19 protein-coding genes and 5 pseudogenes are annotated in these 26,919 nt (G+C 57.0%); 11 read left to right on the forward strand and 13 right to left on the reverse strand.

The features are described 5' to 3' along the window. The 4 genes and pseudogenes from repA (at position 1) to AB8B31_RS33685 (ending at position 4,728) form a co-directional block, all read left to right on the forward strand. A complete protein-coding gene (gene repA / locus AB8B31_RS33670) occupies positions 1–1,284 on the forward strand; it encodes a plasmid partitioning protein RepA (protein WP_096764644.1) in 1,284 nt (427 codons plus the stop codon). Further along, positions 1,281–2,318, forward strand: coding sequence for a plasmid partitioning protein RepB (gene repB / locus AB8B31_RS33675; protein WP_064843806.1), 1,038 nt, complete (start codon positions 1,281–1,283; stop codon positions 2,316–2,318). The genes repA and repB overlap by 4 nt, the downstream gene beginning before the upstream one ends. A gap of 185 nt (positions 2,319–2,503) precedes the next feature. Next, complete coding sequence (repC, locus tag AB8B31_RS33680) at positions 2,504–3,718, forward strand: plasmid replication protein RepC (RefSeq protein WP_064843808.1); 1,215 nt, start codon at positions 2,504–2,506, stop codon at positions 3,716–3,718. Positions 3,719–3,782: 64 nt separating this feature from the next. Further along, a pseudogene (locus AB8B31_RS33685) lies at positions 3,783–4,728 on the forward strand (IS481 family transposase). A gap of 350 nt (positions 4,729–5,078) precedes the next feature. Here AB8B31_RS33685 and AB8B31_RS33690 read toward each other — a convergent pair. Next, positions 5,079–7,076, reverse strand: coding sequence for a YraN family protein (locus tag AB8B31_RS33690; RefSeq protein WP_141098791.1), 1,998 nt, complete (start codon positions 7,074–7,076; stop codon positions 5,079–5,081). Positions 7,077–7,470: 394 nt separating this feature from the next. Between AB8B31_RS33690 and AB8B31_RS33695 the strand changes: the two genes are divergently transcribed. Continuing rightward, positions 7,471–9,327 (forward strand): endonuclease NucS domain-containing protein, encoded by a 1,857-nt coding sequence (locus AB8B31_RS33695; protein ID WP_064843629.1) that lies wholly within the window; start codon positions 7,471–7,473, stop codon positions 9,325–9,327. Between the two features lie 185 nt (positions 9,328–9,512). Here AB8B31_RS33695 and AB8B31_RS33700 read toward each other — a convergent pair whose 3' ends face one another. Further along, a complete protein-coding gene (locus AB8B31_RS33700) occupies positions 9,513–10,664 on the reverse strand; it encodes a site-specific integrase (RefSeq protein ID WP_376766415.1) in 1,152 nt (383 codons plus the stop codon). A 204-nt stretch (positions 10,665–10,868) separates the two neighbouring features. On the opposite strand from AB8B31_RS33700, the pseudogene AB8B31_RS33705 reads away from it, so the two are divergent. Next, positions 10,869–11,927 (forward strand): annotated as a pseudogene (locus tag AB8B31_RS33705) (RHE_PE00001 family protein). 52 nt (positions 11,928–11,979) lie between these two features. On the opposite strand, the gene AB8B31_RS33710 reads toward AB8B31_RS33705, so the two are convergent. Both AB8B31_RS33710 and AB8B31_RS33715 read right to left on the reverse strand, forming a co-directional pair. Next, positions 11,980–12,705: a hypothetical protein gene (locus AB8B31_RS33710; RefSeq protein ID WP_096772333.1), complete on the reverse strand. Its 726-nt coding sequence runs from the start codon at positions 12,703–12,705 to the stop codon at positions 11,980–11,982. 227 nt (positions 12,706–12,932) lie between these two features. Then, positions 12,933–13,229, reverse strand: a complete 297-nt coding sequence (locus tag AB8B31_RS33715) for a hypothetical protein (protein WP_096772334.1) — start codon at positions 13,227–13,229, stop codon at positions 12,933–12,935. A 500-nt stretch (positions 13,230–13,729) separates the two neighbouring features. Between AB8B31_RS33715 and AB8B31_RS33720 the strand changes: the two genes are divergently transcribed. After that, positions 13,730–15,703: a glycosyltransferase gene (locus AB8B31_RS33720; RefSeq protein WP_439007668.1), complete on the forward strand. Its 1,974-nt coding sequence runs from the start codon at positions 13,730–13,732 to the stop codon at positions 15,701–15,703. A 31-nt stretch (positions 15,704–15,734) separates the two neighbouring features. On the opposite strand, the gene istB (AB8B31_RS33725) is transcribed toward AB8B31_RS33720, so the two are convergent. The 4 genes and pseudogenes from istB (AB8B31_RS33725) to tnpB (AB8B31_RS33740) form a co-directional block, all read right to left on the reverse strand. Beyond that, positions 15,735–16,547: an IS21-like element helper ATPase IstB gene (istB, locus tag AB8B31_RS33725; RefSeq protein ID WP_130660431.1), complete on the reverse strand. Its 813-nt coding sequence runs from the start codon at positions 16,545–16,547 to the stop codon at positions 15,735–15,737. After that, on the reverse strand, positions 16,537–18,063 hold the full coding sequence (gene istA, locus AB8B31_RS33730; protein WP_130713392.1) for an IS21 family transposase: 1,527 nt from the start codon (positions 18,061–18,063) through the stop codon (positions 16,537–16,539). The genes istB (AB8B31_RS33725) and istA overlap by 11 nt, the downstream gene beginning before the upstream one ends. A 111-nt stretch (positions 18,064–18,174) precedes the next feature. Then, positions 18,175–19,314 (reverse strand): annotated as a pseudogene (gene tnpC, locus AB8B31_RS33735) (IS66 family transposase); the annotation flags it as partial. After that, complete coding sequence (gene tnpB / locus AB8B31_RS33740) at positions 19,311–19,586, reverse strand: IS66 family insertion sequence element accessory protein TnpB (protein ID WP_170961542.1); 276 nt, start codon at positions 19,584–19,586, stop codon at positions 19,311–19,313. The pseudogene tnpC (AB8B31_RS33735) and the gene tnpB (AB8B31_RS33740), both read right to left, overlap by 4 nt. Here tnpB (AB8B31_RS33740) and AB8B31_RS33745 point away from each other — a divergent pair. The 3 genes from AB8B31_RS33745 (at position 19,550) to AB8B31_RS33755 (ending at position 22,876) form a co-directional block, all read left to right on the forward strand. Then, positions 19,550–19,810: a DUF5372 family protein gene (locus tag AB8B31_RS33745; RefSeq protein ID WP_239621142.1), complete on the forward strand. Its 261-nt coding sequence runs from the start codon at positions 19,550–19,552 to the stop codon at positions 19,808–19,810. The genes tnpB (AB8B31_RS33740) and AB8B31_RS33745 overlap by 37 nt on opposite strands. Before the next feature lie 194 nt (positions 19,811–20,004). Continuing rightward, entirely contained in the window at positions 20,005–20,466 is a 462-nt protein-coding gene (locus AB8B31_RS33750) for a helix-turn-helix domain-containing protein (protein WP_096772314.1), read from the forward strand. A gap of 145 nt (positions 20,467–20,611) precedes the next feature. After that, entirely contained in the window at positions 20,612–22,876 is a 2,265-nt protein-coding gene (locus AB8B31_RS33755; protein WP_439007431.1) for a recombinase family protein, read from the forward strand. On the opposite strand, the gene tnpB (AB8B31_RS33760) is transcribed toward AB8B31_RS33755, so the two are convergent. After that, on the reverse strand, positions 22,847–23,107 hold the full coding sequence (tnpB, locus tag AB8B31_RS33760) for an IS66 family insertion sequence element accessory protein TnpB (protein WP_376766382.1): 261 nt from the start codon (positions 23,105–23,107) through the stop codon (positions 22,847–22,849). The genes AB8B31_RS33755 and tnpB (AB8B31_RS33760) overlap by 30 nt on opposite strands. Between tnpB (AB8B31_RS33760) and AB8B31_RS33765 the strand changes: the two genes are divergently transcribed. Continuing rightward, the gene (locus AB8B31_RS33765) at positions 23,091–23,525 is read left to right on the forward strand and encodes a hypothetical protein (RefSeq protein WP_376766383.1); all 435 of its coding nucleotides are present in this window, start codon (positions 23,091–23,093) and stop codon (positions 23,523–23,525) included. The two genes, tnpB (AB8B31_RS33760) and AB8B31_RS33765, sit on opposite strands and share 17 nt — an antisense overlap. 104 nt (positions 23,526–23,629) lie before the next feature. On the opposite strand, the pseudogene AB8B31_RS33770 reads toward AB8B31_RS33765, so the two are convergent. The 4 genes and pseudogenes from AB8B31_RS33770 to tnpC (AB8B31_RS33785) form a co-directional block, all read right to left on the reverse strand. Continuing rightward, a pseudogene (locus AB8B31_RS33770) lies at positions 23,630–23,904 on the reverse strand (transposase); the annotation flags it as partial. Between the two features lie 383 nt (positions 23,905–24,287). Beyond that, positions 24,288–24,989: pseudogene (istB, locus tag AB8B31_RS33775) on the reverse strand (IS21-like element helper ATPase IstB); the annotation flags it as partial. Positions 24,990–25,040: 51 nt separating this feature from the next. Beyond that, positions 25,041–25,346, reverse strand: coding sequence for a hypothetical protein (locus AB8B31_RS33780; protein ID WP_096772371.1), 306 nt, complete (start codon positions 25,344–25,346; stop codon positions 25,041–25,043). Continuing rightward, positions 25,346–26,911 (reverse strand): IS66 family transposase, encoded by a 1,566-nt coding sequence (tnpC, locus tag AB8B31_RS33785; RefSeq protein WP_096772372.1) that lies wholly within the window; start codon positions 26,909–26,911, stop codon positions 25,346–25,348. Before tnpC (AB8B31_RS33785) ends, AB8B31_RS33780 begins: the two co-directional genes overlap by 1 nt. Positions 26,912–26,919 lie beyond the last annotated feature (8 nt).

The following is a 26,919-nucleotide window of genomic DNA, read 5'->3' on the forward strand; positions in this document are numbered from 1 at the left end:
GTGTTCTATCTTTGGCGGGCAGTGGCCGGTAAACCGGTAGAAAGCCGCCAAGAGGGACAGATGGCGATAGCAAACCGAGTAGAAACTGTTGTTGGCTCGAAGGAAGATGCCGGCAGCAAAATCATGCGCCATGCCGGGCTCTTGTCCGGGCAATTGCAGCAGCTCAGAACTCGTATGTATCCGCCAAAGTCAGAAAAGACTCTGCGTCCGTTTCTGACCAATGAAGTGTCGAAGCTGACGTCTATACCCGATTCGACCCTGAAGCTGATGTCGACCGAAGGACGTGGTCCGGTTCCCAGCAGGCTGGAGAATAACCATCGCGTCTACACGCTAGCCCAGATCAATGAACTGCGTGAATTGTTCGCGATGCAGAAACCTGCAGACGCCTTGCGATTCCTTCCTCGACGTCGTGCCGGCGAGCACCTCCAGGTTCTTGCGATAGCCAACTTCAAGGGCGGCAGCGCGAAAACGACAACCTGCGTCCACCTTGCCCACTATCTCGCCCTGCATGGGTATCGCGTCCTCGCGCTCGACCTAGACCCGCAGGCATCCTTGTCCGCTTTGTTCGGTGCTCAGCCCGAGGTTGACGTCGGCTCGAATGAAACGATCTATGCCGCTTTGCGTTACGACGATGCCGAACGTCGTCCAATCCGCGAGATAATTCGCAAGACATATTTCGATGGCATCGACCTCATTCCTGGCAATCTTGAAGTCATGGAGTATGAGCACGAAACGCCACGGATATTGGCGAACAAGTCCAGCTCCGGCGCGATCTTCTTTGAGCGACTGAAACTCGCCCTTTCGGAAGTCGAGGCGGACTACGACATCGTGATTCTCGACACTCCGCCGTCGCTCGGCTTTCTGACGTTGAGCGCGATATACGCCGCGACTAGCATGATCATCACGGTCCACCCGGCCATGCTGGACGTCGCGTCAATGAGCCAGTTTCTTCTCATGATGGGCGATCTGATTAGTGTTTTGAACGAGAGCGGCGCTCAGTTGGACCAGGACTTCATTCGGTATCTGGTCACACGGCACGACACAAATGACGCGCCACAGTCGCAAGTCGTTGCGATGCTTCGGCACCTGTTCGGCTCCGATGTACTATTGCCAACCGCCATTGAAAGCACCGCCGTTGAGGCAGCCGGCTTGGCGAAACGTTCAGTATACGAGCTCGAATTGGGGCAGATCGGGCGCGATACTCATAAGCGTGCCCGCGAGGCAGTAGATGCTGTGAACGAGGCGATTGTTCGCCTCGTCAATGACAGCTGGGGGCGGACATGAGTAAATCTCCTCGCAAGTCGATTGTCGCCAGCTTCGGTTTGCTTTCCGCGGAGTTGGAGAGTGATCAGGCTGCGGATCAACAGCAGCCGTCGCAGACCCCTGCCCCGGCTCCCGGCAATCGTGTCGGAGCAGGTGTGATCGGTGCTGCTCATCGAGCGATCGACGACATTCGAACCGAGCGAGATCGCTTGAAGGCTATCGTTGAGTCGGGCGGTGGTGCGGTTCGCGAGTTGGATCCGTCACTCATCGACCCCTCCCCTTATCCGGACAGGCTGCCGGACGATGACGGGGCGAGCTTCGAGGTGTTCAAGCGGTCGATCGAGACTGAGGGGCAAAAGGTTCCGGTCCAAGTCCGCAAACACCCCTCGTCGCCGGGTCGCTATCAGATCATCTACGGGCATCGACGCTGGCTCGCTGCCATGCAGCTTAAGAGGCCTGTTCGCGCGCTCGAAGTCGAGATTTCCGACCTCGACCTGGTTCTCGCACAAGGTATTGAAAACGCGGCGCGCCAAGACCTCACCTGGATCGAGCGCGCGCTATTTGCATCACGAATGGATGATGCGGGGATCAAGCCTCGGCACATATACGCCGCGCTTTCGATCGAAGACGCAGAACTGGCTCGGATGCGGAATGTCTACAGGGTCGTTCCGGCAGATATCATCGAGGCCATTGGGCGGGCTCCAAAGATCGGGCGGCCACGTTGGCTCGATCTTGCCAAGACGGTTGCGGGTGACGCGGGAACGCTCGACGCCTTACGGGCGGCGCTGGATAGAAAAGGCGATGCTGCAGAGACCTCCGATCAGAGGTTTCAGCGTGCATTGAACGCGATCAAGCCGGTATCGACGGGTCGTCGGGAGCCAATCCCGATTGAAGACAAAAGCGGAACGAAGCTCGGCACCCTGTCGATGTCCTCGAAAGAGGTTCGAATTTCGGCTGAGGGCACGCTTGGGATTGAATTTTTGAAGTTTGTTGAGGCGGAGCTCCCAGCGCTGACTGAGCGCTTTGCCCGCCTGCGAGAAAACGAGGAACCCTGACAGTTGTCAGGGTTCGGAAGAAAGGAAGCGCTGCAAAAGAAAAAGGCCCCCAAACGTTGCCGTCGTGGAAGCCTCTCTCAATGTGTGACAACTAGAGAATCGCATTTCCCCGAATCCCAGTCAAGAGTCTTTGGCACCGTAATTTTGGTGAGCGGGTTTCTTTTGCCTTTTTGAAGGTGAAAAAAATGCAGATTGGAAGTGTGACGACGCCCTTTGGGCGACGGCCGATGACGCTTGCCTTGGTGAAGCGGCAAATTGAGGCGAGTGAGATTAAGCCAGGCAAGACGGCGGACAAATGGAAGGTCTTTAGGGACGCCTCCGAAGCAAGGGAGTTGCTTGGGTTGCAGGATCGCAGCCTCGCCGTCCTCGACGCACTCTTGAGCTTTTATCCCGACAACGAATTGCGCCAAGATGCGCAGCTCATCGTTTTTCCGTCCAACGCCCAGTTGACACTTCGGGCGCACGGTATCGCTGGCGCCACGCTTCGCAGACATCTGGCTCTTCTCGTAGAGGCCGGACTGATCGTTCGCAAGGACAGCGCGAATGGGAAGCGCTATGCCCGGAAGGACAAGGCAGGTGAGATCGATAGCGCATTCGGCTTTGATCTGTCACCCTTGCTCATGCGGGTGGATGAGCTTGCAATGATGGCGCAACAAGTCGTTGCCGATCGTTTTGCCCTCCGTCGGGCGAAGGAAAATTTAACGATATGCAGGCGCGACGTTCGAAAGCTCATTTCTGCTGCGATCGAGGAAGGTGCGTCGGGCAACTGGGAAAGCATCGAAGCGATCTACACCGGTCTCGTGGGCAGGATTCCGCGCTCTCCGACGCTCAGTGATGTGAATTCAATCCTGGACGAGATGGAGCTTCTGCAGCAGGAGATCATCAACATCCTGGAAATGCATCAAAAAGATGAAAATGTTAGCACCAATGGTGACCATCATGAGCAGCACATACAGAATTCAAATACCGAATCTTGCTGTGAATTTGAACCTAGCTCTAGGAACGAGCAGGGCGCAAAGGCCGTGAACGATGGTCGGCCAAAGCGGGAGCCAGTCCGGAATTTTCCGCTTGGCATGGTGATGCGGGCTTGCCCCGAGATCTCGATGTATGGGCCGGGCGGTACGATCGACAGCTGGCGCGCAATGATGATTGCAGCGGTGGTCGCCCGATCGATGCTGGGCGTCAGCCCGTCGGCCTATCAAGAGGCATGCGACGTGATGGGGCCGGAAAACGCGGCGACGGCGATCGCTTGCATCCTCGAGCGGGCAGGGCACATCAACGCGCCAGGAGGATATCTCCGAGATTTAACACGCAAGGCGGCACGGGGCGAATTTTCGTTAGGGCCGGTTCTCATGGCGCTGCTAAGAGTTCACGGACAAGGCGAGCGCGCAGTGGGCTAGTTGTTTAGACCCGGCATTTGATGGTGCAATATTTTTCTTGGCATGGAGGGAAGCACTATGGGCCATAGTTCTACACGGGAGCGCCACGACGACAGAGGCAATCCGTCGAGCAATACAAAATAGTGAAGAAGAGCCTGAGAACGCTTTCGAAGCGATACGGGATCAACCAGAAAACCGTGGCGAAATGGAAGAAGCGGACATCGTTGGTCGATCTTCCTACAGGTCCGAAGGACCCGCACTCGACGACCCTTTCCCTCGAAGAAGAGGCCGTTATCGTCGCCTTCCGCCGGCATACGTTGCTACCGCTCGATGATTGCCTCTACGCTCTTCAGCCTACCATCTCACATCTGACGCGTTCGTCGTTGCACAGGTGTTTGCAGCGCCACGGCATTTCACGTCTGCCGGAGGTCGGAGGCGACAAGGAGCCGAAGAAGAAGTTCAAAAGTTATCCGATCGGCTACTTCCACATCGATATTGCCGAGGTGCAGACGGCTGAGGGCAAGCTCTATCTCTTTGTCGCAATTGACCGAACATCCAAGTTCGCGTTCGCAGAGCTCTACAACAAAGCCGACAAGATGAATGCCGCCCAGTTCTTGCGCAATCTGATCGCGGCAGTGCCCTACACCATTCACACCGTTTTGACCGACAATGGCATTCAGTTCACTAACCGAGCTTGTGATCGAAATGCCTTCCAGCACATCTTCGATTGGGTCTGCGACGATCACAGCATCGAGCATCGCCTGACAAAGGTGAAGCATCCCTGGACCAACGGACAGGTCGAGCGGATGAACCGAACGATCAAGGAGGCGACCGTCAAGCGCTTCCACTACGACGATCATGCGCAATTAAAAAAACATCTCGCCGACTTTATCGACGCCTACAATTTCGGGCGCCGGCTCAAGACGCTAAAGGGCCTCACGCCTTACGAGTTCATATGCAAACGATGGACTTTGGAGCCAGATCGATTCATCATCGATCCCATCCATCAAATGCCGGGACTAAACACCTAAGGCCCCCACAGACAAAACCCTGACAGCTGTCAGGGTTTTGGTTAGCGCATTTCGCCCGCTCCTATTGAAGGCAAAGATCCGCGATGCGTGATGGGCTGATACACATGCAGGCCTTCACCGATATGGCAACGGTTCGGAGAAATCGTGAGCGTCGCATTGCAGTCATTTGCTGCGTGGTTCACCTACGAACTTCTGGCGTTACGGGTCGGCGACCCCTTATGAAGCGCTCGTCGCAAAAGCCGAGAAAGGGTCAGGGTCACGGACGTATGATTTACTCCGATACGGCACTCTCGAGGTGGGGGTTCGTGTGAATGAACCAGCGAAAGGACTGGAGCGATACACCGGGATGGTTAGACTAGCTGTTGCATTCGCAAGTAGTGGTATTCCTTGAGTACGCTTCCCGTTGCGAAACTCGCCGGTCGGGAAAGGACGCGGGCGAGTTTCGCGACATCGTTCTGTTCGACTAGGAGCGCAGCCAATTGCCCAATAGAGAGCGATGCCGTAGGGAGTGAGCGAATCCAAATCTGCCTCGATACGTCATCATTCAGATTATTAGCGATGGCCAGGGTCTTTCGCAGCTTTTCGAGCGTTTCGTTTGCCTTCTTCACTCTCTTCTTGGCCGAAGGATCTTTCGCCACCAGCTCGCTATCTGTTAGAGCAGCAGAAAGCTGTGCGAAGACAAATCGATCTTGCAGGGTTCCATAGTCGAAAAGGGTCATGGAAAGACGAATGATCTTCCTGGCGCGGTGCTCCAGAACGAAACCGTCCTCGAAAACAATCCGGCCATGGCTCTCAAGCATGGATTGATGCTGGAGGGCTTGCGCTTGTGAGGCAACGATGCCCTCAAGATAAAGAAGTATCGCGTCGGCTGCGTTGCCCGACATGGCGGTGCGCGTAATGGGTTTGGCTTTGCACTCGATAAATATGATCGTATTGTCATCCTCGAGAACCAGATCGCACTCTCCATCGGCACCGGCCATCTGGTACGATTTAGCTTCTATCGTCGGATGGACATCTCGAAACTTCAGGATTGCGCCGGTGGTTCGCTCGAGGCCCTCACCCGTCAATGCGCCAATTTCATCTTTTGTGAGCACTTTGCGAAGGCCAGCAGCGACGGCCTCGTAGCAGGCAGGGCCAAATGCCGATCGAGTCGGGATAAACACGTCCGCGGTCGAACCTGCCCTGCAGAAAGGCTTGAACATGAGATCTGCTTCGGGTGCTGAGAAGGGAGATACGTAGTTGTTGTTCGGGGTTGGAGCTTGATGCGTCAGGTCACGAAGCAACGCAGACACCGTTTCTGCAGGAAGAACGGACTCCAATGCGCTCTCAGTTAAAACGCCAGGACTGGTTGCTACCTCTCTTATCAGGGCCTCTGATGCGGTTGCTGCGTCCTCCACTCCCCATCCCAACTGACCGCGCAGCCTTGAATCCTGATCGGTGCCAAAGAAGCTACGGAGAAATATGGGAGTAATGAACGGCGTCCATTGCTGCAGCGAAAATAGGTGATCATGCAGCGTCGCGTCAGCGAGCCACTGGTCGATATCCCTAGTCGACACGCTCAACGCCCAAAACTGGCCGTAGCTCTCTATGCCGGTCAGGGCTACAAGATCGCGGGCCAGCGCCACAGCCTGATGCAGGACATCATTATGGTCAGCTACGATGGACGTCAAACCTTCCACGCGGGCCGTCAGCTGCCAGAGAAATCCGAAGGGCACGGAGGATTCTCTTGGGTGCTGTTTTGGATTGCGTGAGTATAGGACTTGGTCGAACTCATAATCATAAAGGCGCCTTGCTAAGCCTTCCAAGAAGGAAAAAGCTTTTGTCCGGCCAACGCTTGTCAATCGCGCAAGGATCTGCTGTGTGACGGTCAGGAAACCGTCCGAATTGCGGTCAATGCCCGTCTCGTCGAGCGAGAAACTGTGGCCGCCATCACGCAAGCGTTGCAGGGCAGCGACCATGTTTTCCGTCTTTGAATCGGGCGTTCTGAAGTTGTTTAAGGCTAACAACCGCCTACCTACATCAAGCGCAATGTGCCATCGTTCGTGGCTTGGTTTGATAAGACCTTGTGAGACAGGAAAGCGCTGCGCGATCTTTTCCAACACGAAGAGCAGCGCGCCGTCTCTCCCCGTGAGGGCGTTTGACAATGCTGCGTAGCGGATAAGCTTTCGCAGGTCGGCCACTGAAAAGGGGCTTCCGTCGTCCAAAAGAACTTTTGCTAGCATTGCGTTAAGTTGCTCCTCCTCGTCACGAAACGCGACGGCAGGTGGAGGAAGCTCGGTTCTTCCTGGATTGTCCCATGCCGCTTCAAGGTAGAGGACAAAATCTCGGAAATTATTGGATTCGGACATCGGGCAACCCTATCAAAGTTTATGTAGCCGAAATTCTATTACCCTACTCCTAATTGCAAGGCGTCTTAGCTGCGGCCGATTACGTGCCTCGAATAATAGGCAATCTGCATTCAGGCAGCTGCCCACTGCCGGCCAGCGTGATTGAAATAGCTTGAGGCTTGCAGCACTTGTCGATGCAGCGTCTCCTCGATCGCCTACGGGAGGAGGAAAAGCCACGATTGGCGGCACCGTGATCATCCGGCCCGCAATCCATTAGGGGAAAACTCCCCGCGATCCAGGCTAGCGGTTTCCACCCGCGGCTTGATCGTCGTTTGGCATTTTGGGCTGGAGTTTGCTGTATCGTAACAATTGTCCCGATATGAATCGGCATTTAGCGGTTTCGCGAGAGTCGATCATGTCTGGTGTGAATGAGGATCAAATCAGGGATTATTTGATCGACAATTTGGATCTGGTGGAACCAAACCTGAAATTTCTAGGTAAGGAACACCACCTCAGGAACCCAAATGGCTCAGACGGATTCCTCGATATATTCGCGGTCGCACCGGGAGGTGAGTATGTAATCATTGAGATCAAACGGACGCGAAGTGCATCGCGCGATGCAGTGCATGAACTGATCAAATATGCCGCACTTCTTCGACACAAGCTTCTAGTCAAGGAGCGGGAATACCGCTTTATCCTTCTATCTGTGGACTGGGTGGATCTGCATGTCCCGTTTTCCGAGTGGATGCGGAACTGCCCCTATGACGTTTCGGCTGGACGAATTGTGCTGGGGCAAAATAAACTTCCGGCTCGCATCGAAAAGGTTGTTTCGAATCCGCGTGTTCTCAATCGTCGCATTGCTCGAAGGCACTACATGTGGCGGTTTGGGTCTCAACCGGACATCGACCGAGCCATAAAGCTCATCGCAAAGCACATGAACACCAGCGGTGTCGAAGATTTCATTCTGATTTTTTCCAAAATACCCGCCGATGACATGCACTACCTATACTTTGCTCAGCAACAAAACTCGAAGGAGTTCTATCTGAACGATCTCGAGAGACGACTTTCGCGAGCGGCGTTTCGAGAAGTCAAGGATGACGTAGAGGGTCACGTCCTCCAAATCGATCAAGAGGCTGTCGCAGCTGATAGGATGTACGAACCTGGTTTCGAACTTGTCCATTCGAGATTGAGATCGATCAGCTCTACGATCTCGTACCCGGAGCGGGCAGGCGAATGGTTCACGCCTGATCGTATTAGCGAGGCCGAGATCAGGCGTTACGGCAGGTTCATCGATGTATCGATGACTGACGCGGAGCTGATCAAAGAACTCGTTGTAACGGATTCGTTCAATGATCTCGATATTGTTGCCACGACCGAATCGAATGCACAGATGGGAGAGCTGGCCGCATCTGTGAAGCGTGCGCTTCAATTTAACAACGAGTGGCATGCGACCCTGCGTGAGCTCTTCGAATACGCGAGTGCAGGTGGACCGGCGGTGATACGCCTTCAAATCTACAGCAATGACGATATTCTCCGCGTTCTGGCAGCGGAGTACTACGAGGCTAGCCTCTACACCCCTGCACTCCAATGTGAGATCGAGTTTGTGACCCGCCGCGAGGTGTTCCAGGGCTTCCTGGAATGGGATGGAGCACCGGTAGACGTTCGATCCGTCATACGTCGTCACTTCGGAGATCACGCGCGCGACTATGCTTCGGAGAAATTTTGGGGCTCGCACCGACCACGGAACATGGATGTCATGTCGGATCTTGGCCTGCGCTATTCGATCGGAAAGACCTCCGAAAGAAGTTTCCATCGCGTTCGCCTGCAAGGCAAAGAAATGGTCGTACAATCAGCAAAGGAAGGGCTTCCGGATTTTGTCACATATGCCCAGGAGGCCGTCGCCGAATTGGCGCAGTTTTTTGATGAGACCGACACCGGGTTTGAAAACGCCATCGCAGGTTACCACTATCAGAAAATAGTTCAGGCTGAGGCCTTTCTCAAACAGGTCATATCGGCCACTCGCGCGACAAAAACGGACAAGTTTTGGCTTGGTCAACTACCAGCCGGGTGTGACTACTGTGGTCGCCCATTTGCACACCTAAGGTATATGGCTGACGGATCATTCAAAAGAGAACCTTCTGGCAACTGGTGTGCGGCTTGTTTGGTGGACAAAACCCGCTCAAGCGGCGGGTTTACCGGCGAGATTTACTTCGCAACGAGCAAGGGCTGGCAGTTGGTAGAGACTGACCAGTTTTCGGCCGTCATCGCGTAACTCAGCCCCGGGTTGGAATCATAGACTGTTGGTCTGGACGCGCAACGACTCAAGTCACGCATAGTCAAGACGAGGCGGCTAAACTCGGTCGACCAACGCTGCCTCTTCGCATAATCCGGCTTAGGCCTTGGAGGCAGCAGAATGAACTTCTTAAACCCGTCCAAGCCCGTCGGACGGATGTTTCGTCATCCCATTATGCGAGTCGCCCGCCCACTTCGCCGCGTCGCGTTGTTGTAGTAGCTGGACGCTTGCTGAAGCGACCGGTGCCTCGACTGCTCCATCGCCTCGGGTAACGGGATGCCGCGGTTGGCTGCTTCCGTCAGATACCCCGACCGTAATCCATGCGCCGAAAACTCCCCCACCTCCAATCGGGCCATTTCGACGCGCAACTTGACGATATCATTGACCGCCTTCGGATCGAGCGCCCGGCGAGACACATTGCCCCAGCGATCGATCGCCCGGAACACACTGCCGCCGTCGATCTTGGCGGCGGCCAGCCAGGCATGCAGCGCCTCCACCGGCCGGCCGGTCAGATAGACGACCTCGTCCTGGCCGGCGCCGGAATTTTTGGTGCGGCCGAGGTGGATGGAGAGCGAGGGGAGGGGGCTTCCATCCTCGACAGTCACCGGCGGCTCGATCGTTAGCTGTTCTTTCCGCAGGCCGGCCACCTCGCTGCGCCGGCGGCCGCCGGAGCCGAAGGCGACCATCAGTATGGCCCGGTCGCGCAGATCGCGCAGGCTGTCGCCGCTGCAGGTCGCCAGCAGTTTGGCCAAAACATCGCCGGTGACCGCCTTGGCGCTCTTGCGGCGGCGCGTCCGGGGGACGGCGCGCACGGCGAGACGAATGGCGGATTTCAAAGTCGGGGAGGCGAAGGCGCCGTCGAGGCCGCGCCACTTGGTCAGCGTCGACCAGTTGGCGAGCCGTCGTCCGACGGTCGCCGGCGCATGCGGCCCGGCCGACCGGAGAAAGCCCCCGTCTCGCAAGGACTGGTCCACCTCGGGCGGCATGCCGTGCTGGGGATCGCTTTCGCGCCGCGTCGGATCCCAGAGATGATGGGCGACGAACTTCAGCAGCAGCGCTTCCGGTGCCGGCCAGGGCAGCGGACTTTCGGTCGCCGCTAAGCACCAGGCCTCGAGGTAAGCGAAATCGGACGTCAGCGCCCGAAGCGTGTTGGCACCCATGCCTTCGTTGACCAGATGTTTGAGCGTCTCGACGTCCTGGTCGGACAGGATTTCGGCGAGTTTGTCGCGCCGGTCGATCGGCAGCACCGCGGCAATGGTGTCGAGGGTTTCGGCCCGCCGGGCGATCGCGTCTGGTGCCGTGTTCGCAGCAAGAATGTCCAAAATGCCTCCTGAGGCGCGAAAACCGGGTGTCAGCACGGCCGCATTGGCCCTCCATTGATACCGTTTTCGCTGATTTGCGGCGTTATAGCAATCACTTCCGATAAGCAGTACTTATCGGAAGTGAGGCGTCGTCTCAACGATGTCGACCAGTGACGGATGCTAACTCCGCAATAGCGTCCGTTTAACAAATCATTTACCATGAATTCAATGCGTTATGATTTGTCCAAAATCCTCATGACCAGCCTTCAGCGACCGGTTGCTGACGCGACCTGTTGGTGCGGCTCGACGAGCGCATCGCCCGTTCACCGGTCGGGCAAGGCTGGATCGAACGATCGCACTATACCGACGCCTGCGCCTCGCTGTGGATCGATGGTGAACTCGTCCACTTGGAAGACCTCGTCCTCCATGACGCCACCCGCGATATTCGCACACCCACCCATGAGCTGACCATCGCCCGCGACGTGCTGCGCACCCGCCGGCGGGTTGCCGGCCAATCTCCTGATTGGGCGCTCTCTGCCGACGGCATCCGCTCGCTGCGCCAGGCGTGGCCTGGACCATCTTTGGGTGGCGGTGGCGAGGTTGAAAGGGAAGCCGACGTGGAGCCTGCTCCGGTTCGGGAAGGGGAGGGGGACGATGCCGACGGTGGCGAAAAAGCCGGGCCGAGCCGAGATCCGCGAACGCAATGCGTTGGTCTATGATCTCGACTGGGACGAGGATGCCCGGCTCGACGAATGGCGCGGGGTGCTCCGCCAGGCCGAACACCTGCCGGTGGTGCTGCAGGCGATTGTCGCCCTCGATGCCTGGAACGAGTTTTCCGTCCTTCAGCACGCGCCCTGGCTCGGCCGGCTGTTTTGCGCCTCAATCCTGCGCCAGGCCGGCATCACCACCGGCGCCCATCTGGCCGCCATTAACCTCGGCCTCAAAACCATTCCCGTCGATCGGCGCCGCCATCGCGACCGGGAAACTCGAATGCTCGCCATCGCGCGAGGTCTTTTGGCGGCGGCCGAGATCGGCATGAAAGAGCATGACCGGCTGGTGCTGGCGAAGACTATGATGGACCGAAAGCTGGACGGGCGCCGGACGTCTTCAAAGCTGCCGGAGCTGGTCGAGCTCGTCATGGCAAAGCCGCTCGTGTCGGCCGGGATGGTGGCGAAGACGCTCGACGTCACGCCGCAGGCGGCGCGGCGGATTGTTTTGGAGCTGGGCTTGCGTGAGATGACGGGCAGGGGGAGGTTTCGAGCGTGGGGGATTTCGTAGCGAAGTGGCTAAACGAAATAACCTCCACATTGAGCCGATGAATCGAATCAACTCAGTTGATCCTGATGGTAGCGTAGGACAGGGATGACAAGTCTACTTTCAGCTCGTCCGTGAAATGCATCTCATATGCATTCGCATCGTATCCCACGAACCGCACGCCTCTTGCCCGTAAGCTTCGAAACACGCGGCAAACTGCCGATATGAAGAGAGGTATAACGTTGAAATAGAGCTGTTTGTCAGGGTAGCCCTCTCGCCGTGCCTTCGAGAAAAATTCGCTGAAGCTGAGGTCAGCTTTCAATTGTCCCAGAAGCTTGCTTCTGTTCAAAGCACTCATTTTGCCTTCTAGAGCAGGTGAATTTTGACTGGGGTCGAGGCGAAACAGGAAATCTTCGGCCTTGTAGAGTTGGCGTCCGACATGTGCCTCGCCTACCAAGGTGTGGCTCGCGATCAAAAATTCGGCGCCGCTGAACCGATGGGGGCCTCCATCCTGCGCCATCGTATTGTTCCAGCTGGAGAACAGTTCGTGATCTCTGTGATGGATCGCATTTCTAAGCATTAAAATAAGCGCGGTGTCGGCATGATCAAAATAATTGAAAACCGCTCGATCTACGTCATAAACGCTGTGAAAAGCTTCTAGCTTCGCCTCGAATGCGCGATCGAGATTATCGATGGCTTCCTCTAGGTCTACTTTTTTTAGCTCGTTGAACCTGGCATTCGCTTCTGCGTAGATACGCATTGAATTGGCAAGCTTAGCGACGGCACGTTCAGTAATCTTCATCTTTGCTTCTGTGTTCATAGGCGGTCAGCTTGGGGAAAGGCAGCCCAGGCGCTCGACAGGCAATCGATCGCCTGCTCAGTATCCGAGTACGCACAACTATACCATCTGTACAGACACGGATGCAAAGGGCCAGGATTCAAAATGAAAAAGGAGTACAACCCACCCCTCGTGTTGGAGTTCGTGTGATGCCTTTGATACAAACGCCGGTTCTCAGAATTAGACCATTGCTAGCCCGTCGAAGGGTAAAGCGGGCTTCCGCCATTTTGCTTTTCAAGAAAGTCGAAACAACTGGCAGCGTCGGGATCGCTCATATCGATCCCGTATTCTTCTCCAAAGATCGCCAGAAAGAAGAACAGCCTCTTGTCTTCCGTGTAGACGAAGTCGAATTCGTGAAGGACCTCGTAGACATCGGAGTTCTCACGGAACAGTGCGTCATGCGCGTAGAGCCGGCGGCGGGAGTAACCCCACGTCGACGGTTGTTCACCGATCCTCACATACCGCCGGACGGGATCGAGCGCTTCCATCCCTAGAAGTTCCTGCCGCCACGGCCACCTCGCCAAAGACATCGATGCCCTGATGCCATGGCCTATGACGCCCGCATCAAAGCCTCACAATGAGCTCGTCAGATACTATTCGGTGAGCTCACATCCAGCCCTCAGCCAGCACTACCCAGTAGCGGAAACTGAAAAATCAATGGGGCGTGGACGGCGCATACGGCGCAGCGCACGTCTTGGTGCTCAGCAGGATTGGCACTGCCGCATGTCCGACACTACGTGCAGCACCTCCTCGATCCACTCCGCCGCGCCTTCGGAAAACCACATGAAGCTAAATTCCGTCGATGCACTCGAGCGCAGAAAAAAGGCAGGCCCTAATCAACCCGAGGACAAATACTCACAATTTCCGCGATGCGCCGGTTCTTCTTCTGGCCTAAACTCGCTTGCCAAATGGATTTTCGCACGAGTCAGGTTGTGGTAGTCACGATCGAAAGCGAATCCGATGATTGTTCAGGTGCCGGCGGTAAACGATGAGTTATTCTGCATTTTTTCTCGCCACGCACTGGGGACGCGCACACGGCGGTATCAACGTCTTCAATCAGGACCTTGCCAAGGCGGTAGCCGCGGAGCTGGGCTCGACCGGGTTGTGCCACTGTCTCGTGATGGGGCCGAGGGCAAGCTCGGTCGAGGATCAGGTTATTGTCGAAACAGGAGAGGAACTCGGGTGCCCGGAGGCCATCGCGAACCGTATCCACGCGGCACTTGCGGCTTCTAATAACTTACAGAACGACGTCATTGTAGTCGGACATGACGTGCATACAGGTTTCCTGGCAATCGATACCGTTGGCTATCTGAGGGGGCTTAAGCTTCCGACGGTCCGATCTGCTGTAATCAAGCATATGCATTACAAGCAGTACGACCTACAGAAAGGGCTTTCCCTCGAAGAGCGAGGGGAGAAGGAAGCTCGGCAGACTGAATTGGCTGATCGTGCGGACCTCGTCCTGGCGGTTGGGCCACTTCTCGCTGAGAGCTCTTATGGCGCAACTGGCAAAAAGCGCGTAAGCATGCTCATCCCCGGTGTGCCGCCGTTAGAGCCCGCCATGGAAAATAACGAACCGGCTTGGCAGATCTTTATGAGCGGCCGTCTCGGCCAGCAGGACGACCGGGTTAAGAACGCGCAGCTAGCAATTTCTGCGGTTGCCATTGCTTATCGAAAGGCGAAAGAGGTCCATCAGGGCAGGGATAGCCGTTTTCTAAATCGAGGTTGCTTGACGTTGTTCGGAGCTGGTCCCGAAGCAGCCGAGCCGGCAAACCTCTCTGAGTATGGCGAGCACATCTCACTCGATCCGGTTTCGTACACAGCTGATGCGGGACGTCTATTTAAGACACTCGCGAATTCTCATTTCGCCTTGATGCCATCTTGGCACGAGGGCTTTGGGCTTTCCGGTTGGGAAGCTCTCAGTCTCGGCGTACCACTGATCTGTTCCAGCCATTCCGGCCTCTTCCAGTTCTTGAAGGCCAACGTTTGGGGCGGAAATGTCGGTGTTAGCAGCGAGGGGGTGGTTGAAATTTCCCTCACGGGCGAAAAGGCCGTCGATGCTGAGACCATGAGCAAAGCTATCCTTGGCCTCACTGGGAACTATAGCCGACGCAAGCATGGTGCCATGGAACTCGCATCGTTCTTGAGAGCGCACTATACATGGTCAGCCTGCGCGAAAGCATTCGCGAGCGCGTGCGATTGGCCACTTGCGACATCAGTCGCATGGCAGGAAAGACAGGCAGTCGCCAAGATCACCCTGCAGGATCCTGAAACTGAAGACGGGCTCATACGCCAAGCGGAGGAAATCGTCGCGAACGGCTTGGTCTATGCCGAGTGGGAGCGCGTTTGTACCGCCCTCAACATACTTAGTGCGCGAGGAAAGATCGAACACGGAGTAGTCGGGCTTGAAGCTCTTGCATATCTCGACCAATTGTCGCTGACGCTTGATACAATGCTGGAAAGTCAACGGGGAGTGACCTTCTCCCTGCGCAGCTCGGGGGAACTGGATGTCATCTGGCGCTTCCTGGCGGCCGCGTCAAGCGTGTCGGGATCGATCAACGATTTTATCAATCTCGTAAGGCCTAATGTTTGGCGGCAGATTTGCAGCGATGGTTTCCTGCTACGGGAATTCTTTTTCTACCTCTGCAGATTTGACAACGACTTCCAGTCCCACGACTATGAGGTGACCACAAAAATCGAGGAGGTCATTCGACGGGGACTGGCGGATGGCGATTTTCAGACACGGCTTGCCCGGTTGGGCCTTAAGCATTCAGTTTTGCTAGACGTGTTGAGACAGAGCGATTACTACAGCCAGTTGCCTAGGTTCGCCGCCGTAATAACTGCCTTTCAGGCTCAGCAGCTGGATTTTGCAGAAGTCGAACCTGAGCACTTTGCTACGTTCCTGTGGCTAGCAAGCGAAAGCGCCCTTCAAGGGATATACTTGTTGATTTCCACTGAGAGCTGACCCGGCGTTTCCACCGAGAAGTGACCCGCCTTTAGGTATCGTTTGTGTTGGTCGTGGTGGTCAAGTTCCTTCGTTTCTCCTTCGTTGTTTTGGGCTCATGAGCCGAGCTGTTCTTGAAGCGGAAGCTGTCGTTTCCGGTTTCCAGGATGTGGCAGTGGTGGGTAAGCCGGTCGAGCAGCGCGGTCGTCATCTTGGCGTCGCCGAACACGCTGGCCCATTCACTGAAGCTCAGGTTGGTGGTGATGATGACGCTGGTGCGCTCGTAGAGTTTGCTCAGCAGATGGAAGAGCAATGCACCGCCTGAGGCGCTGAACGGCAGGTATCCCAGCTCGTCGAGAATGACGAGATCGGAATGGACGAGTCGATTAGCGATCTGCCCAGACCGACCCTGCGCCTTCTCTTGCTCGAGAGCGTTGACCAGTTCGACCGTTGAGAAGAACCGGACCCGTTTATGGTGATGCTCGATGGCCTGGACGCCGATCGCGGTGGCAATGTGTGTCTTGCCCGTGCCGGGACCGCCGACCAGAACGATGTTGTTGGCGTCGTCGAGGAAGTCGCAGCGATGAAGCTGTTGCACGAGCGCCTCGTTGATCTCGCTGCTGGCGAAGTCGAAGCCGTTCAGATCACGGTAAGCCGGGAAGCGTGCGGTTTTGAGCTGATATGCGGTCGATCGGACCTCTCGTTCCGCAGTCTCCGCCTTGAGAAGCTGGGACAGGATCGGAATGGCAGCCTCAAACGCCGGCGATCCCTGCTCGGTCAGATCACCGACGGCGTGGGCCATGCCGTGCATCTTCAGTTGCCGTAGCATGATGACGATCGCGCCGCTTGCCGGATTATGACGCATGGCGAACCTCCGTCTTTCTCAAGGTATCGTATCGTTCGACATTGGCCTTGGGCTCATTGGTGAGCGTCAGTGCCTGAGGTGCGTCGAGGGTCGGCGGCGTGAAGGATTTGCCGTCGACCAGGCGATGCAGCAGGTTCAACACATGCGTCTTGGTCGGAACGCCGGACTTCAGCGCCATGTCGACGGCCGAGAGCACTGCCTGTTCGTCGTGCTGGAGAACAAGTGCCAGGATATCGACCATCTCGCGGTCGCCACCTGGCTTCTTGAGCAGATATTGTTGCAAGGTCCGGAATGCGTCTGGAAGCTCGGCGAACGGTGCGCCGTTGCGAAGAGCGCCGGGCTTTCGCTGCACCACCGCCAGATAATGCCGCCAGTCATAGATGGTCTGCCCCGGTCGATCATGGGAACGATCGATGACGCGACGGTGCTCGCAAACGATCTGACCTTCTGCCGCGACGACGACACGATCCGGGTAGACTCGAAGGCTCACCGGTCGATTGGCAAAGGATGCCGGAACGCTGTAGCGGTTGCGCTCCAGATGCACGAGGCAGGTTGGCGTGACCCGCTTCGTGTATTCGACAAACCCGTCGAACGGCCTGGAAACGGGCATCAAAGCTGGTGTTTCCTCTGCCCAGATGTCGGCGATGGTGCCACGCATCTGACCATGCGGGGTCTGTGCCCAGAACTCCTTGCAACGCTGCTCAAGCCAGTCATTCAGGGCTTCCAGTGATGGAAAGCGCGGGACCGGTTGGAAGAAGCGATGACGCGCATCCTGAACGTTCTTCTCGACCTGTCCTTTCTCCCAGCCGGAGGCCGGATTGCAGAACTCGGGCTCGAACACGTAGTGGCTGGCCATTGCCATGAAGCGGACGTTGACGTCGCGCTCCTTGCCACGGCCGACCTTGTCGATTGCAGTCTTCATATTGTCGTAGATGCCGCGGCCAGGAATGCCGCCGAAGACGCGGAACGCGTGATTATGGGCATCGAACAGCATCTCATGCGTCTGCAGGAGATAGGCTCGGACGATGAAAGCCCTGGAGTAGCTCAGCTTCGTATGCGCCACCTGCAGCTTGGTGCGCTCATTGCCGATGATCGCCCAGTCTTCCGACCAGTCGAACTGGAAGGCTTCACCAGGCTCGAACGCCAAGGGCACAAACGTGCCGCGGCCTGTCGTCTGCAATTCCCTCTGCCGATCATCACGCCATTCCCGAGCAAATGCCGCCACGCGATTGTAGGAGCCCTCGTAGCCGAGGCTGACCAGGTCAGCATGTAATTGCTTCATCGTCCGCTTCTGTTTGCGGCCCTTCTTGGATTCCGTCTTCAACCAAGCTGACAATCGATCCGCAAACTGGTCAAGCTTGCTCGGTCGCTCCGGGACGTTGAACTTCGGCTCCACGCCGCCGGCACGCAGGTATTTGCGGATGGTATTCCGGGACAGGCCGGTCCTGCGGCAAATCTCCCGGATCGATAGATGCTCTCGAAAATGCCAGCGTCGGATTACGCTCAGTAATGCCATGTCGATCACTCCAGAGCCCCCGCTGAAAACATGCGAGGGACGGTTGAAACATGGGTCAATTCTCAATGGAAATATCTGGCTGCGCCGGGTCAGCTCTCAGTGGAAATCAACAATCGGTCCGGCTTTGCTGCCACGTTTGGCGTTCGTGGCAATGTCGGCCAGCACGAAGAACTTGCGGCGCGAATGTGCCCAGCAGAGTGCTTGGCGCAGAGGCGCGGGATCGCGATCTGCTTTGAACAGCGGGTTATAGCCGCCATAGGCATCCGCCTGCAGAATGCCGGTGAAGGTCTTCAGATGTCGCTCTGGATGCTCCTGCCGCCGATCCCGAGAGGAATAGTAGAGGGCGGCGGGCGGTGACTGTCCGCCGAACGGCCGATCGTCCGGAACGTAGGTCCAGATGCGGCCGGTATCGGTCTTTCCCTTCGCCAGGATCGGCACGGTCGTGTCGTCGCCATGCAGCCGCTCGGCCGCCAGGACATGGGCCTCGATCAACGAATGGATGGGCTTCAGGGCTGCGGCACACGCGCCGACCTGATCGGCAAGCGTCGACAGGCTGAGATCGATCCCCTCTCGGGCATAGCGCTCGCTTTGGCGATTGAGCGGCTGATGCTGCGCGAACTTCTCAAACAGGATCATCGCCAGAAGGTTCGGGCCGGCAAAGCCGCGGGGTGTCACATGGAAGGGTGCTGGCGGCTGCGTGATCTTCTCGCACTCGCGGCAGGTGAACTTCTACCGCACCGTCTGGATAACCTTCCACTGACGCGGAATGACCTCCAGGGTCTCGGTGATATCCTCGCCGAGCTTCGACAGCTTGGCCGATCCACAGCATGGGCAACTGGATGGGGCGGCAATAACGACGCGCTCGCGCGGCAGGTGTTCAGGAAAGGGCTTGCGTGACGGACGCTTGCGCTCGAAGGCCCTGACGGTCGAGCTTTTGGCAACCATCTCTGCCGCGAGTTCGTCTTCGCCGGCATCAGCTTCGAGTTCTTCGAGTTGCAGTTCCATCTGTTCGAGAAGCCGCGCCTTGCGCTCAGAGCGGCTGCCGTAAAGCTCTCGGCGGACCTTCTCGATCTCCAGCTTCAGCCGCGCGATCAGCGCCTCGGAATGTGACACGAGCGCTTTTGCGCTGGCAGCTTCCGCCTTGGCTGTCGCCGCTTCCACCTCGGCAGCAACACGCAGCGCTCGCTCTTCGGCCAGCAGTGCGAGCGCACTGGCAAGGTCATCTGGAAGCTGGTCGACAGGGCTGTTCATGGCGAGATGGAATCATATTCGCCCCCGCTATTCCAGTATTTTTGCTCATCCGACCGAGGTTGGTCGCAGGTCTTTTGCGGCATCCGCCAGTCGATACCTTCCAGCAAATAACCGAGCTGCCCAGGCGTAATCACGACCGTTCCATCGGCCGCCGACGGCCATATGAAACGTCCACGTTCCAACTTCTTGTACCTCACAACAGAATGCAGCCACTGCCAACGCAGATACGCAGTTAGTGCGGGTAACGCATCCGTTTCATCCTTTATTCCCACGACAGTTGCCGTGCATCGGCAAGCGCTACAACCGGCATGGTGAACGCCTTTTGCTGCAGACCGAGGACGCCACTGTTTGGTCGGTTCCTCCGCAATGGACTGATCTTGTGAGCCTGGATCCCGAAGTCGTCATGAGCAACGGACGATTGCTCTTGCGGATTGTCGACTTAATGGAGTTGGCCACTCTGGTGGAGCGCCTTTCGAGCAAATCGAGCCCGCGCTGACGCGCTGAAGTGTAAAGGTAAATATGTCGCATCTGTAAAGTGGATTATGCCGCAAGAGGTCGTTTTTATGAGATGGTACGCCTGCAAATACGAGATATCGCGTCAGATAGACCATAAACATCGCCTTGACGAGGTAGCAGAATGCGGCATAATTAGCATTACGCTAACGCCGCTTCATGTCCTCGGAGCCATTGATGTCTGCGAAGTACGAGAGCAAGCGCACAAAGATGGATGTCCTCATCGAAGAGGGCACGTTCAATCCCACCCCCGAGAAGGTGCGCGATCCAAAGTTTCGGGGCAGCGAGTTCTTCGATCCGCACGACGCCGTGCAGGTCAAATACGAGATGCTGCGTCGCGTGTCCATCGACAAGGTGTCGGTGACGGAGGCCTCCGACGAGTACGGTGTTTCCAGGCCAACCTATTACCAGGCCAAGGTGAACTTCGACATGGCCGGGATTGCCGGACTGGTGCCGACAAAGCCGGGCCCCCGCGGTCCCCACAAGATCGACGACAAAGTCCTGGCATTTCTGCAGGCGCAGACCGCCCCAGGAGAACCCGTTCGCGCCCGGGAACTGGCCAAGCTGCTCCGCCAGGAACTCGATATCGAGCTTCATCCCAGATCGATCGAGCGGGTTCTAAAAAAAAGCGACACGTAAACATTGCCGCGACGGCGGCATGCCCGACCCAACCGTCGACCATCGCGTCCCAGTACGAGGTATTGCGCAAGGCCGCCTTCGGCGCAGCGCTGCCACTTATGGCCCGTAGCGGCCTGATGCTCTTTCTGCGCCGGGGCATGTGGGGATGGGCTCAGGCGCTGACCGCAACAGCAGTCACCCCGCCAGAGCAGAATTACCCATCGTCAATGGCTTGGCCGCTGCGCGGCGGACACAGCGCCGTCGTTCACGTCCTTGCGACAATCGCTATGAGCACCAACGATCGGAGGTCACCATGAATGTACATCTCAAAGTCCAGCCTCATCACCTCGAACGTGGCGCCTACCTCTACATCCGCCAGTCTTCCATGCGGCAAGTCGTCGAGAACGTCGAGAGCGCCAGGCGGCAATATGCGCTTCGGGGACGCGCTGTCGCCCTCGGCTGGCGCGACGAGCAGATTATCGTCATCGACAACGATCAAGGAGAGTCCGGTGCATCGGCGGTGTGGCGCGAGGGGTTTCAGCGGCTGGTCAGCGACGTCGGCATGGGACATGCCGGGATCGTCATGGGCCTGGAGGTCTCGCGTCTGGCGCGCAACAATGCCGACTGGCAGCGTCTGCTGGAGATTTGCGCCCTTGCCGACACCCTGATCCTCGACGAGGACGGCGTCTATGATCCGGCAAGTTTCAACGACCGGCTCCTGCTCGGCCTCAAGGGAACAATGAGTGAGGCCGAACTGCATGTGATCAAAGCCCGGCTACGCGGCGGCATTCTCAACAAGGTGCGGCGCGGCGAGTTTCGTTGCCTCCTGCCGACTGGGTTGGTCTATGACCATTTCGGCAATGTGACGCTCGATCCAGACATGCAAGTCAGAGAAACGATCATTCATTTCTTTGAGATGTTCTCTCGCCTCGGGTCCGCCTCCCAGACCGTCAAGGTCTTTCGCAATGAAGGCCTATTGTTTCCATCGCGCCTACACAACGGCGGCACGCTGTTTCGGCCGCTGACCGCATCGACGGCGATGCGTGTCCTGAACAATCCGCGCTACGCTGGCGCCTATACCTATGGCCGACGACAGTTTCGACGCACCATCGACGGCAAAAAGACTCTGCGTGCGCGCGACATTGATGACTGGCCGGCCTGCATTCCCGATGCTCATCCCGGCTATATCAGCTGGGAGCGACATCAGGAGAATCTGAAGATCCTCAAGGCGAATGGCCGTGGATTTGAAGCGGCACGAGCTTCAATCCCAAGGGAGGGACCGGCACTGCTGCAAGGCCGGGCCGTATGTGGGCAGTGCGGCAGCCATCTTAGGGTTCGCTATGCGGCGCGGCGTGGCCGGCAGGAAGCCTGGTACATTTGTAATCGTGCCCGCATTTATCGTGGGGAGCCTATGTGTCAGTCGATCGCCGGGCCTCCCGTCGATGAAGCCATCGGTATGCTGATTGCCGAGCAAATGACGCCGGCGGCCGTCGAACTCGCTCTCGAAGTCCGCAAGGAGATCCAAGCCCGGCATGAAGAAGCAGACCGGCTGCGCTGTCGCGCAATCGAACGCGCCCAAACGGAAGCCGAGCTCGCTCAGCGCCGCTTCATGCTTGTCGATCCTAGTAACCGCCTCGTCGCCGACACGCTCGAAGGTGAATGGAACGAGAAGCTTCGCACGCTGGCCAGTGCCCGCGAAGAGCGCGAACGTGGCCGAGAGCACGATCAATTCATCCTCGATAAAGCTGTCCACGAACGGTTAGTCGCGATGACGGCCGACTTCAACCAGCTCTGGAAAGAGCCGGATACCCTAAGCCGCGAACGCAAGCGATTACTGGCCCACATCATTGAGGATGTCACTCTCTTAAAGCTGCCAGCGGAAGGAACCACCAAGCTTCACGTTCGCTTCAAGGGCGGCAAAATCCAGACGCTCACCACCATGAACCCAAAATCCTCTCCTCAGCAGATCAAGACAAAGCCCAGTATCATTGAACTGGTCGATAGGCTTCTCGACGATTACATTTATCCCGAGATCGCCGAGATTCTAAACGAGCAGGGACATCGCCCAGGTGGAACCGCACGTCGCGGCTGCCAGGACGCCCGCTTTACACCCCTCAAAGTCGCCTATCTCATCCACGAATATAAGCTGCGATCACGATATGATCGACTGCGACAGCGGGGAATGCTGACAAGACAGGAAGCGGCAGCGCATCTCAATATCAGCGAGCAAACCGTCGCCAGATGGGCCAAATTTGGCCTCATCACCAGACATGCCTATAACGGGCACTATAGCCTGTACGAAATCGCCGATGGAGACCTGCCGCAAAAGCAATGCAGCCGATGGAACCCCCTCAAGAATCGCGCTGCTGCGTATCGAGAAACGCAAACTGAGCCAAAAACATCAACTGGCGAGGAAAGAGGTGTAGTATGAACGCCGATCGTTCGTGAACAGGCAGGCTCCCTGACCATCATGCCAGATGACCTTGATCAGGCCGCCGCCACGCCCGCGGAACACGAACAGGCGCCCACACATCGGAGTTAGCGCTGTTTGCCTCGCACCTTGACCGTGCGCGTATTGCTGTTTCGAGTAATACCGCTGTGATAGAGATGGCAACGATGCGCCACTTGCGGACATTTCGTAAAACATGACTGTTCCCACCATGACAAAAGGTACACTACGATTTTTCTTTGATTTTGGGGCTGGCGGATGCTTGTGGGCGGGTGATGATGCTACCCGATCCAAATTAGGCGTCGGACCGCTTGATGCGACCGTGTATGACCTTCAAGGGGATGTCGCACTTCCCCCCCGGCTTTTATTGCCAAGCAACGTTCACTCGCTCATCAACCGTCTTGATCAAGAATATCTTAGCTACCTCAACCCATTGTATCCACCTGATCCAAGCCTCTGGACGCAAGCCAGGTGCGACCGCTTCAATAGCGATGTGGACCAGCTTCTGCTTTTGCTTCAGGTCGAGTTGGGTACCAACTTCGTGATTATCGATCAGCAGAAACGCCATGCCGAGGACCGGGCTCTTGGCGAATTCCTGGCCGCGAATCCCAATCAGAAGCCAATGCCCTAGAAATAGTCGGGATGGCGGTAATGGGCCGATACCATTGATAAAGTCGCGTCGAGATCGTGCGGCAGCATCTGGATTGCGGCTGGCGCGCCAAGGTGTAGCTCCCTTTATGCTGGTTTCGGCATCGGCGTCGGGATTAGCTTTGTAGCTTTGCGAGTTTCCGGAGGTTTTGGGCTGCGGCTGCGAGGTGGAACTCATCTCTAGCTCCATTCGGCCCTCGTAGTCGCAAGCGATCCAATCTGAGGATGCGTTTGAGGTGAGCAAAGAGCATCTCGACCTTTTTCCTCTCCCGCCTCGAAGTGACATAGGCTTCCGTTTTGGCGATATCGCGAGCCATGTCGCGAGCGCCCTCATGGATGGAGCGTGGTATTTTGCGCGCCGGGGGGGGGCGATGTCACGTTGTTTCATCAGTGATGGAAGAGTAAGCGGGGTCCCGGTCGCACTCGATCAAGATGCTTTAGGCGTTTCGAACTGTCTTGCGAGGCCGGGGACGACTGCATCGCGCCAATTGCAGTCCTACTCTAGCTTTTCGAAGCCGGGCATAAAACCAATGAGGGGCTCGCTCTTAATGTCTCTGACGCTTGTCGCATCTGAGCGCCATAAGCCGATGCCCATTGCTCAGGCGTGAAATCTGGAACCGGGCGAATGCCTTCGATTATGGCGACTGTATCATCGTGCTTGAGCAAGAATGTCTGTTGGTTTCCACGCGGAACTGAGCCGGTTTTTCCACCGAGAAGTGAGCCACCTCTAAGTATGGTTTTCTGATCATGCTTTGGTCAATGGGTTGGCCTTTTCTCCTCTCTTTTGTGCCGCGGCGGCCGAGCTGGCTTTGAAGCGGAAGCTGTCGTTCCCGGTTTCCAGGATATGGCAACGGTGGGTCAGGCGATCGAGCAGAGCGGTCGTCATCTTGGCGTCGCCGAAGACCGTGGCCCATTCGCTGAAGCTGAGATTGGTGGTGATGATGACGCTGGTGCGCTCGTAAAGCTTGCTCAAGAGGTGGAAGAGCAGCGCTCCACCCGAAGCACTGAACGGAAGGTATCCCAGCTCATCGAGGATCAGCAGATCGAGGCGAACCAGTGTCTCGGCGATCTGGCCTGCTTTTCCTTTGGCCTTCTCCTGCTCGAGCCCATTGACCAATTCGATGGTCGAGAAGAAGCGGACCTTTCGGCGATGATGCTCGATCGCCTGGACACCGAGGGCGGTCGCGACATGTGTTTTGCCTGTGCCCGGCCCGCCGACAAGCACGATATTCTGCGCTCCGTCGATGAACTCGCATCGGTTTAGTTGGCGCACCGTCGCTTCGTTGACTTCGCTGGCGGCGAAGTCGTATCCGGAGATGTCTTTGTAGGCCGGGAAGCGGGCAGCCTTCATATGATAGGCGATGGAGCGGACCTCGCGTTCGGCCATTTCGGCTTTCAGCAATTGGGACAGGATCGGCACGGCTGCATCAAACGCTGGAGCCCCTTGCTCGATCGTAAGCGTCCGGCGAATGCATTTTTTGCGTCAACGAGGCACGGTTTAGGACTTGCGGATTAGCTCATCTGCCATGACGCGCTCGATCACCTCGGGATCGCATTGTTCATCGACGAGGAACTGGCGGATTCCACCATCCCACGTCCGTATGTCGGCCAGGAGATCTCGAAGGTCGTCAATTCCATTTTCGGTCAGGCCTTTTGTGCCATCTTCACTGCCATCGCGGACATATACCAATTCGCCCTCGGCGATATTGTCCGAGTTGGCGGTGACTTCCTCGAGTAGTTCAAGGTTCTCGCCGATCATGACGGCGACTTCTTTGAGCGTGTAGATGAACCTCGAGCGTGCCATCACGCAGCCTCGTATCGGTCTTTCGCCGGCACCCACTGCCACGGCAGCAGTTCCTGGAGCCGATCCTTGGGATGGCTCGGGATCCGGGTCAGGACGTCTGTGAGATAGACCTCCGGATTGTGGCCATGGAGTTTGGCAGTCTCGATGATAGTCAGAATGTTGGCGATGCGCTCACCGCCCTTGTCTGACCCGGCGAAGAGCCAATTTTTTCTTCCGATTCCAAGCGGACGCATGGCTCGCTCAGCTATGTTGTTATCGATTTCGACACGGCCATCGTCGATGTAAACGCTCAACGCTGCCCATCGCGAGAGGGCATATCGCATCGCTTCAGCCAGCTTCTGCTTCTGTGGTACCGCCTGCAGCTTTTCCTCGATCCAGCTCTTGAAGTCTGCCAGAAGGGGCCTGGCGTGTTGCTGGCGCAGTGTACGCCGCTCGTCAGCCGGCATGCCGCGGATACGATCCTCGATATCGTAGAGCGCACCGATGCGCGAGAGCGCTTCGTCAGCGATTGGAGATGGCTTCAGCTTGATCACATCGTGGAACTTGCGGCGCACATGGGCCATGCAGGCGGCCTCGACGATCTGGTTGCCGTAAAGCTTCTTATAGCCACCATAGCCATCCGCGTGCATCACGCCGCTGAAGTTTGCGAGATGGTCGGCTGGATGCGCGCCCTTGCGGTCGGGGCTATAGTAGTAGGCAATGGCTCTTGGAGTGGGATCTTGATAGCCGCTGCCATCGAAGACATAGACCCAGACCCGCCCGGTTTTTGTCTTTCCTCGCCCAGGGTCGAGAACATCGACCGGGGTATCGTCCGTATGTATTCGGTCGACCGCCGCGATATGGGCTCTGATCAGCAAGATGAGAGGAGCCAGCAGAACTGACACGCGGCCGACCCAGTCGGCCATCACGGATCGGGAGATATCTATCCCCAGCCGGTCGTACATCTCGGATAGACGGTAGAGCGGGATGTGATCGTCGAATTTGGCGACCATGATATGGGCCAGCAACCCCGGTCCGGGCTTGCCGCGCTCGATCGGCAGGGTCGGCATTTCGCCTGCCACCGTCGTATCGCAGTCCCTGCAGATCATGCGCTTTTCGACGTGGCGGACAATCTTGATGGACGCCGGCACGTGCTCCATCACCTGGATCACCCTGTCGGCGGCCTTCAGGAACGATGTGCCACCACAAGTCGGACAACTGCAGGGTGCTGCATAGACCAGTTCTTCGGTTGGAAGACCATCGGGCAATGGTTTACGCTTCGGCTTGTCCGGCGCGTCGTCCAACTCCGGCAAAGGAGCTTTCCCGGAGCGCATCTCAGCCTCGGCGCGGGCGGCTTCGATCTCCTCCAGCATCAGTTCGAATTGCTCGATCTTCCGGTCGATCTTTTCCGAAGAAGCGCCATGCTGCCGATGGCGGAGCAAATCCAACTGCGCGCGCAGGAGCCCGATAATGGAGTCTCGCTTGCTGACTTCGGCTTCTTGGCGCTCAAGTTTCGCCGCCTGTTCAGCGACGAGCGCGCGCAAAACAGATAGCTCCTCCTGACTGTCCAGCGGCGTTATTTCCATACCCGCAT

The sequence above is a fragment of the Rhizobium sp. 62_C5_N11_2 genome (assembly GCF_051811185.1).
GTDB lineage: Bacteria > Pseudomonadota > Alphaproteobacteria > Rhizobiales > Rhizobiaceae > Rhizobium > Rhizobium leguminosarum.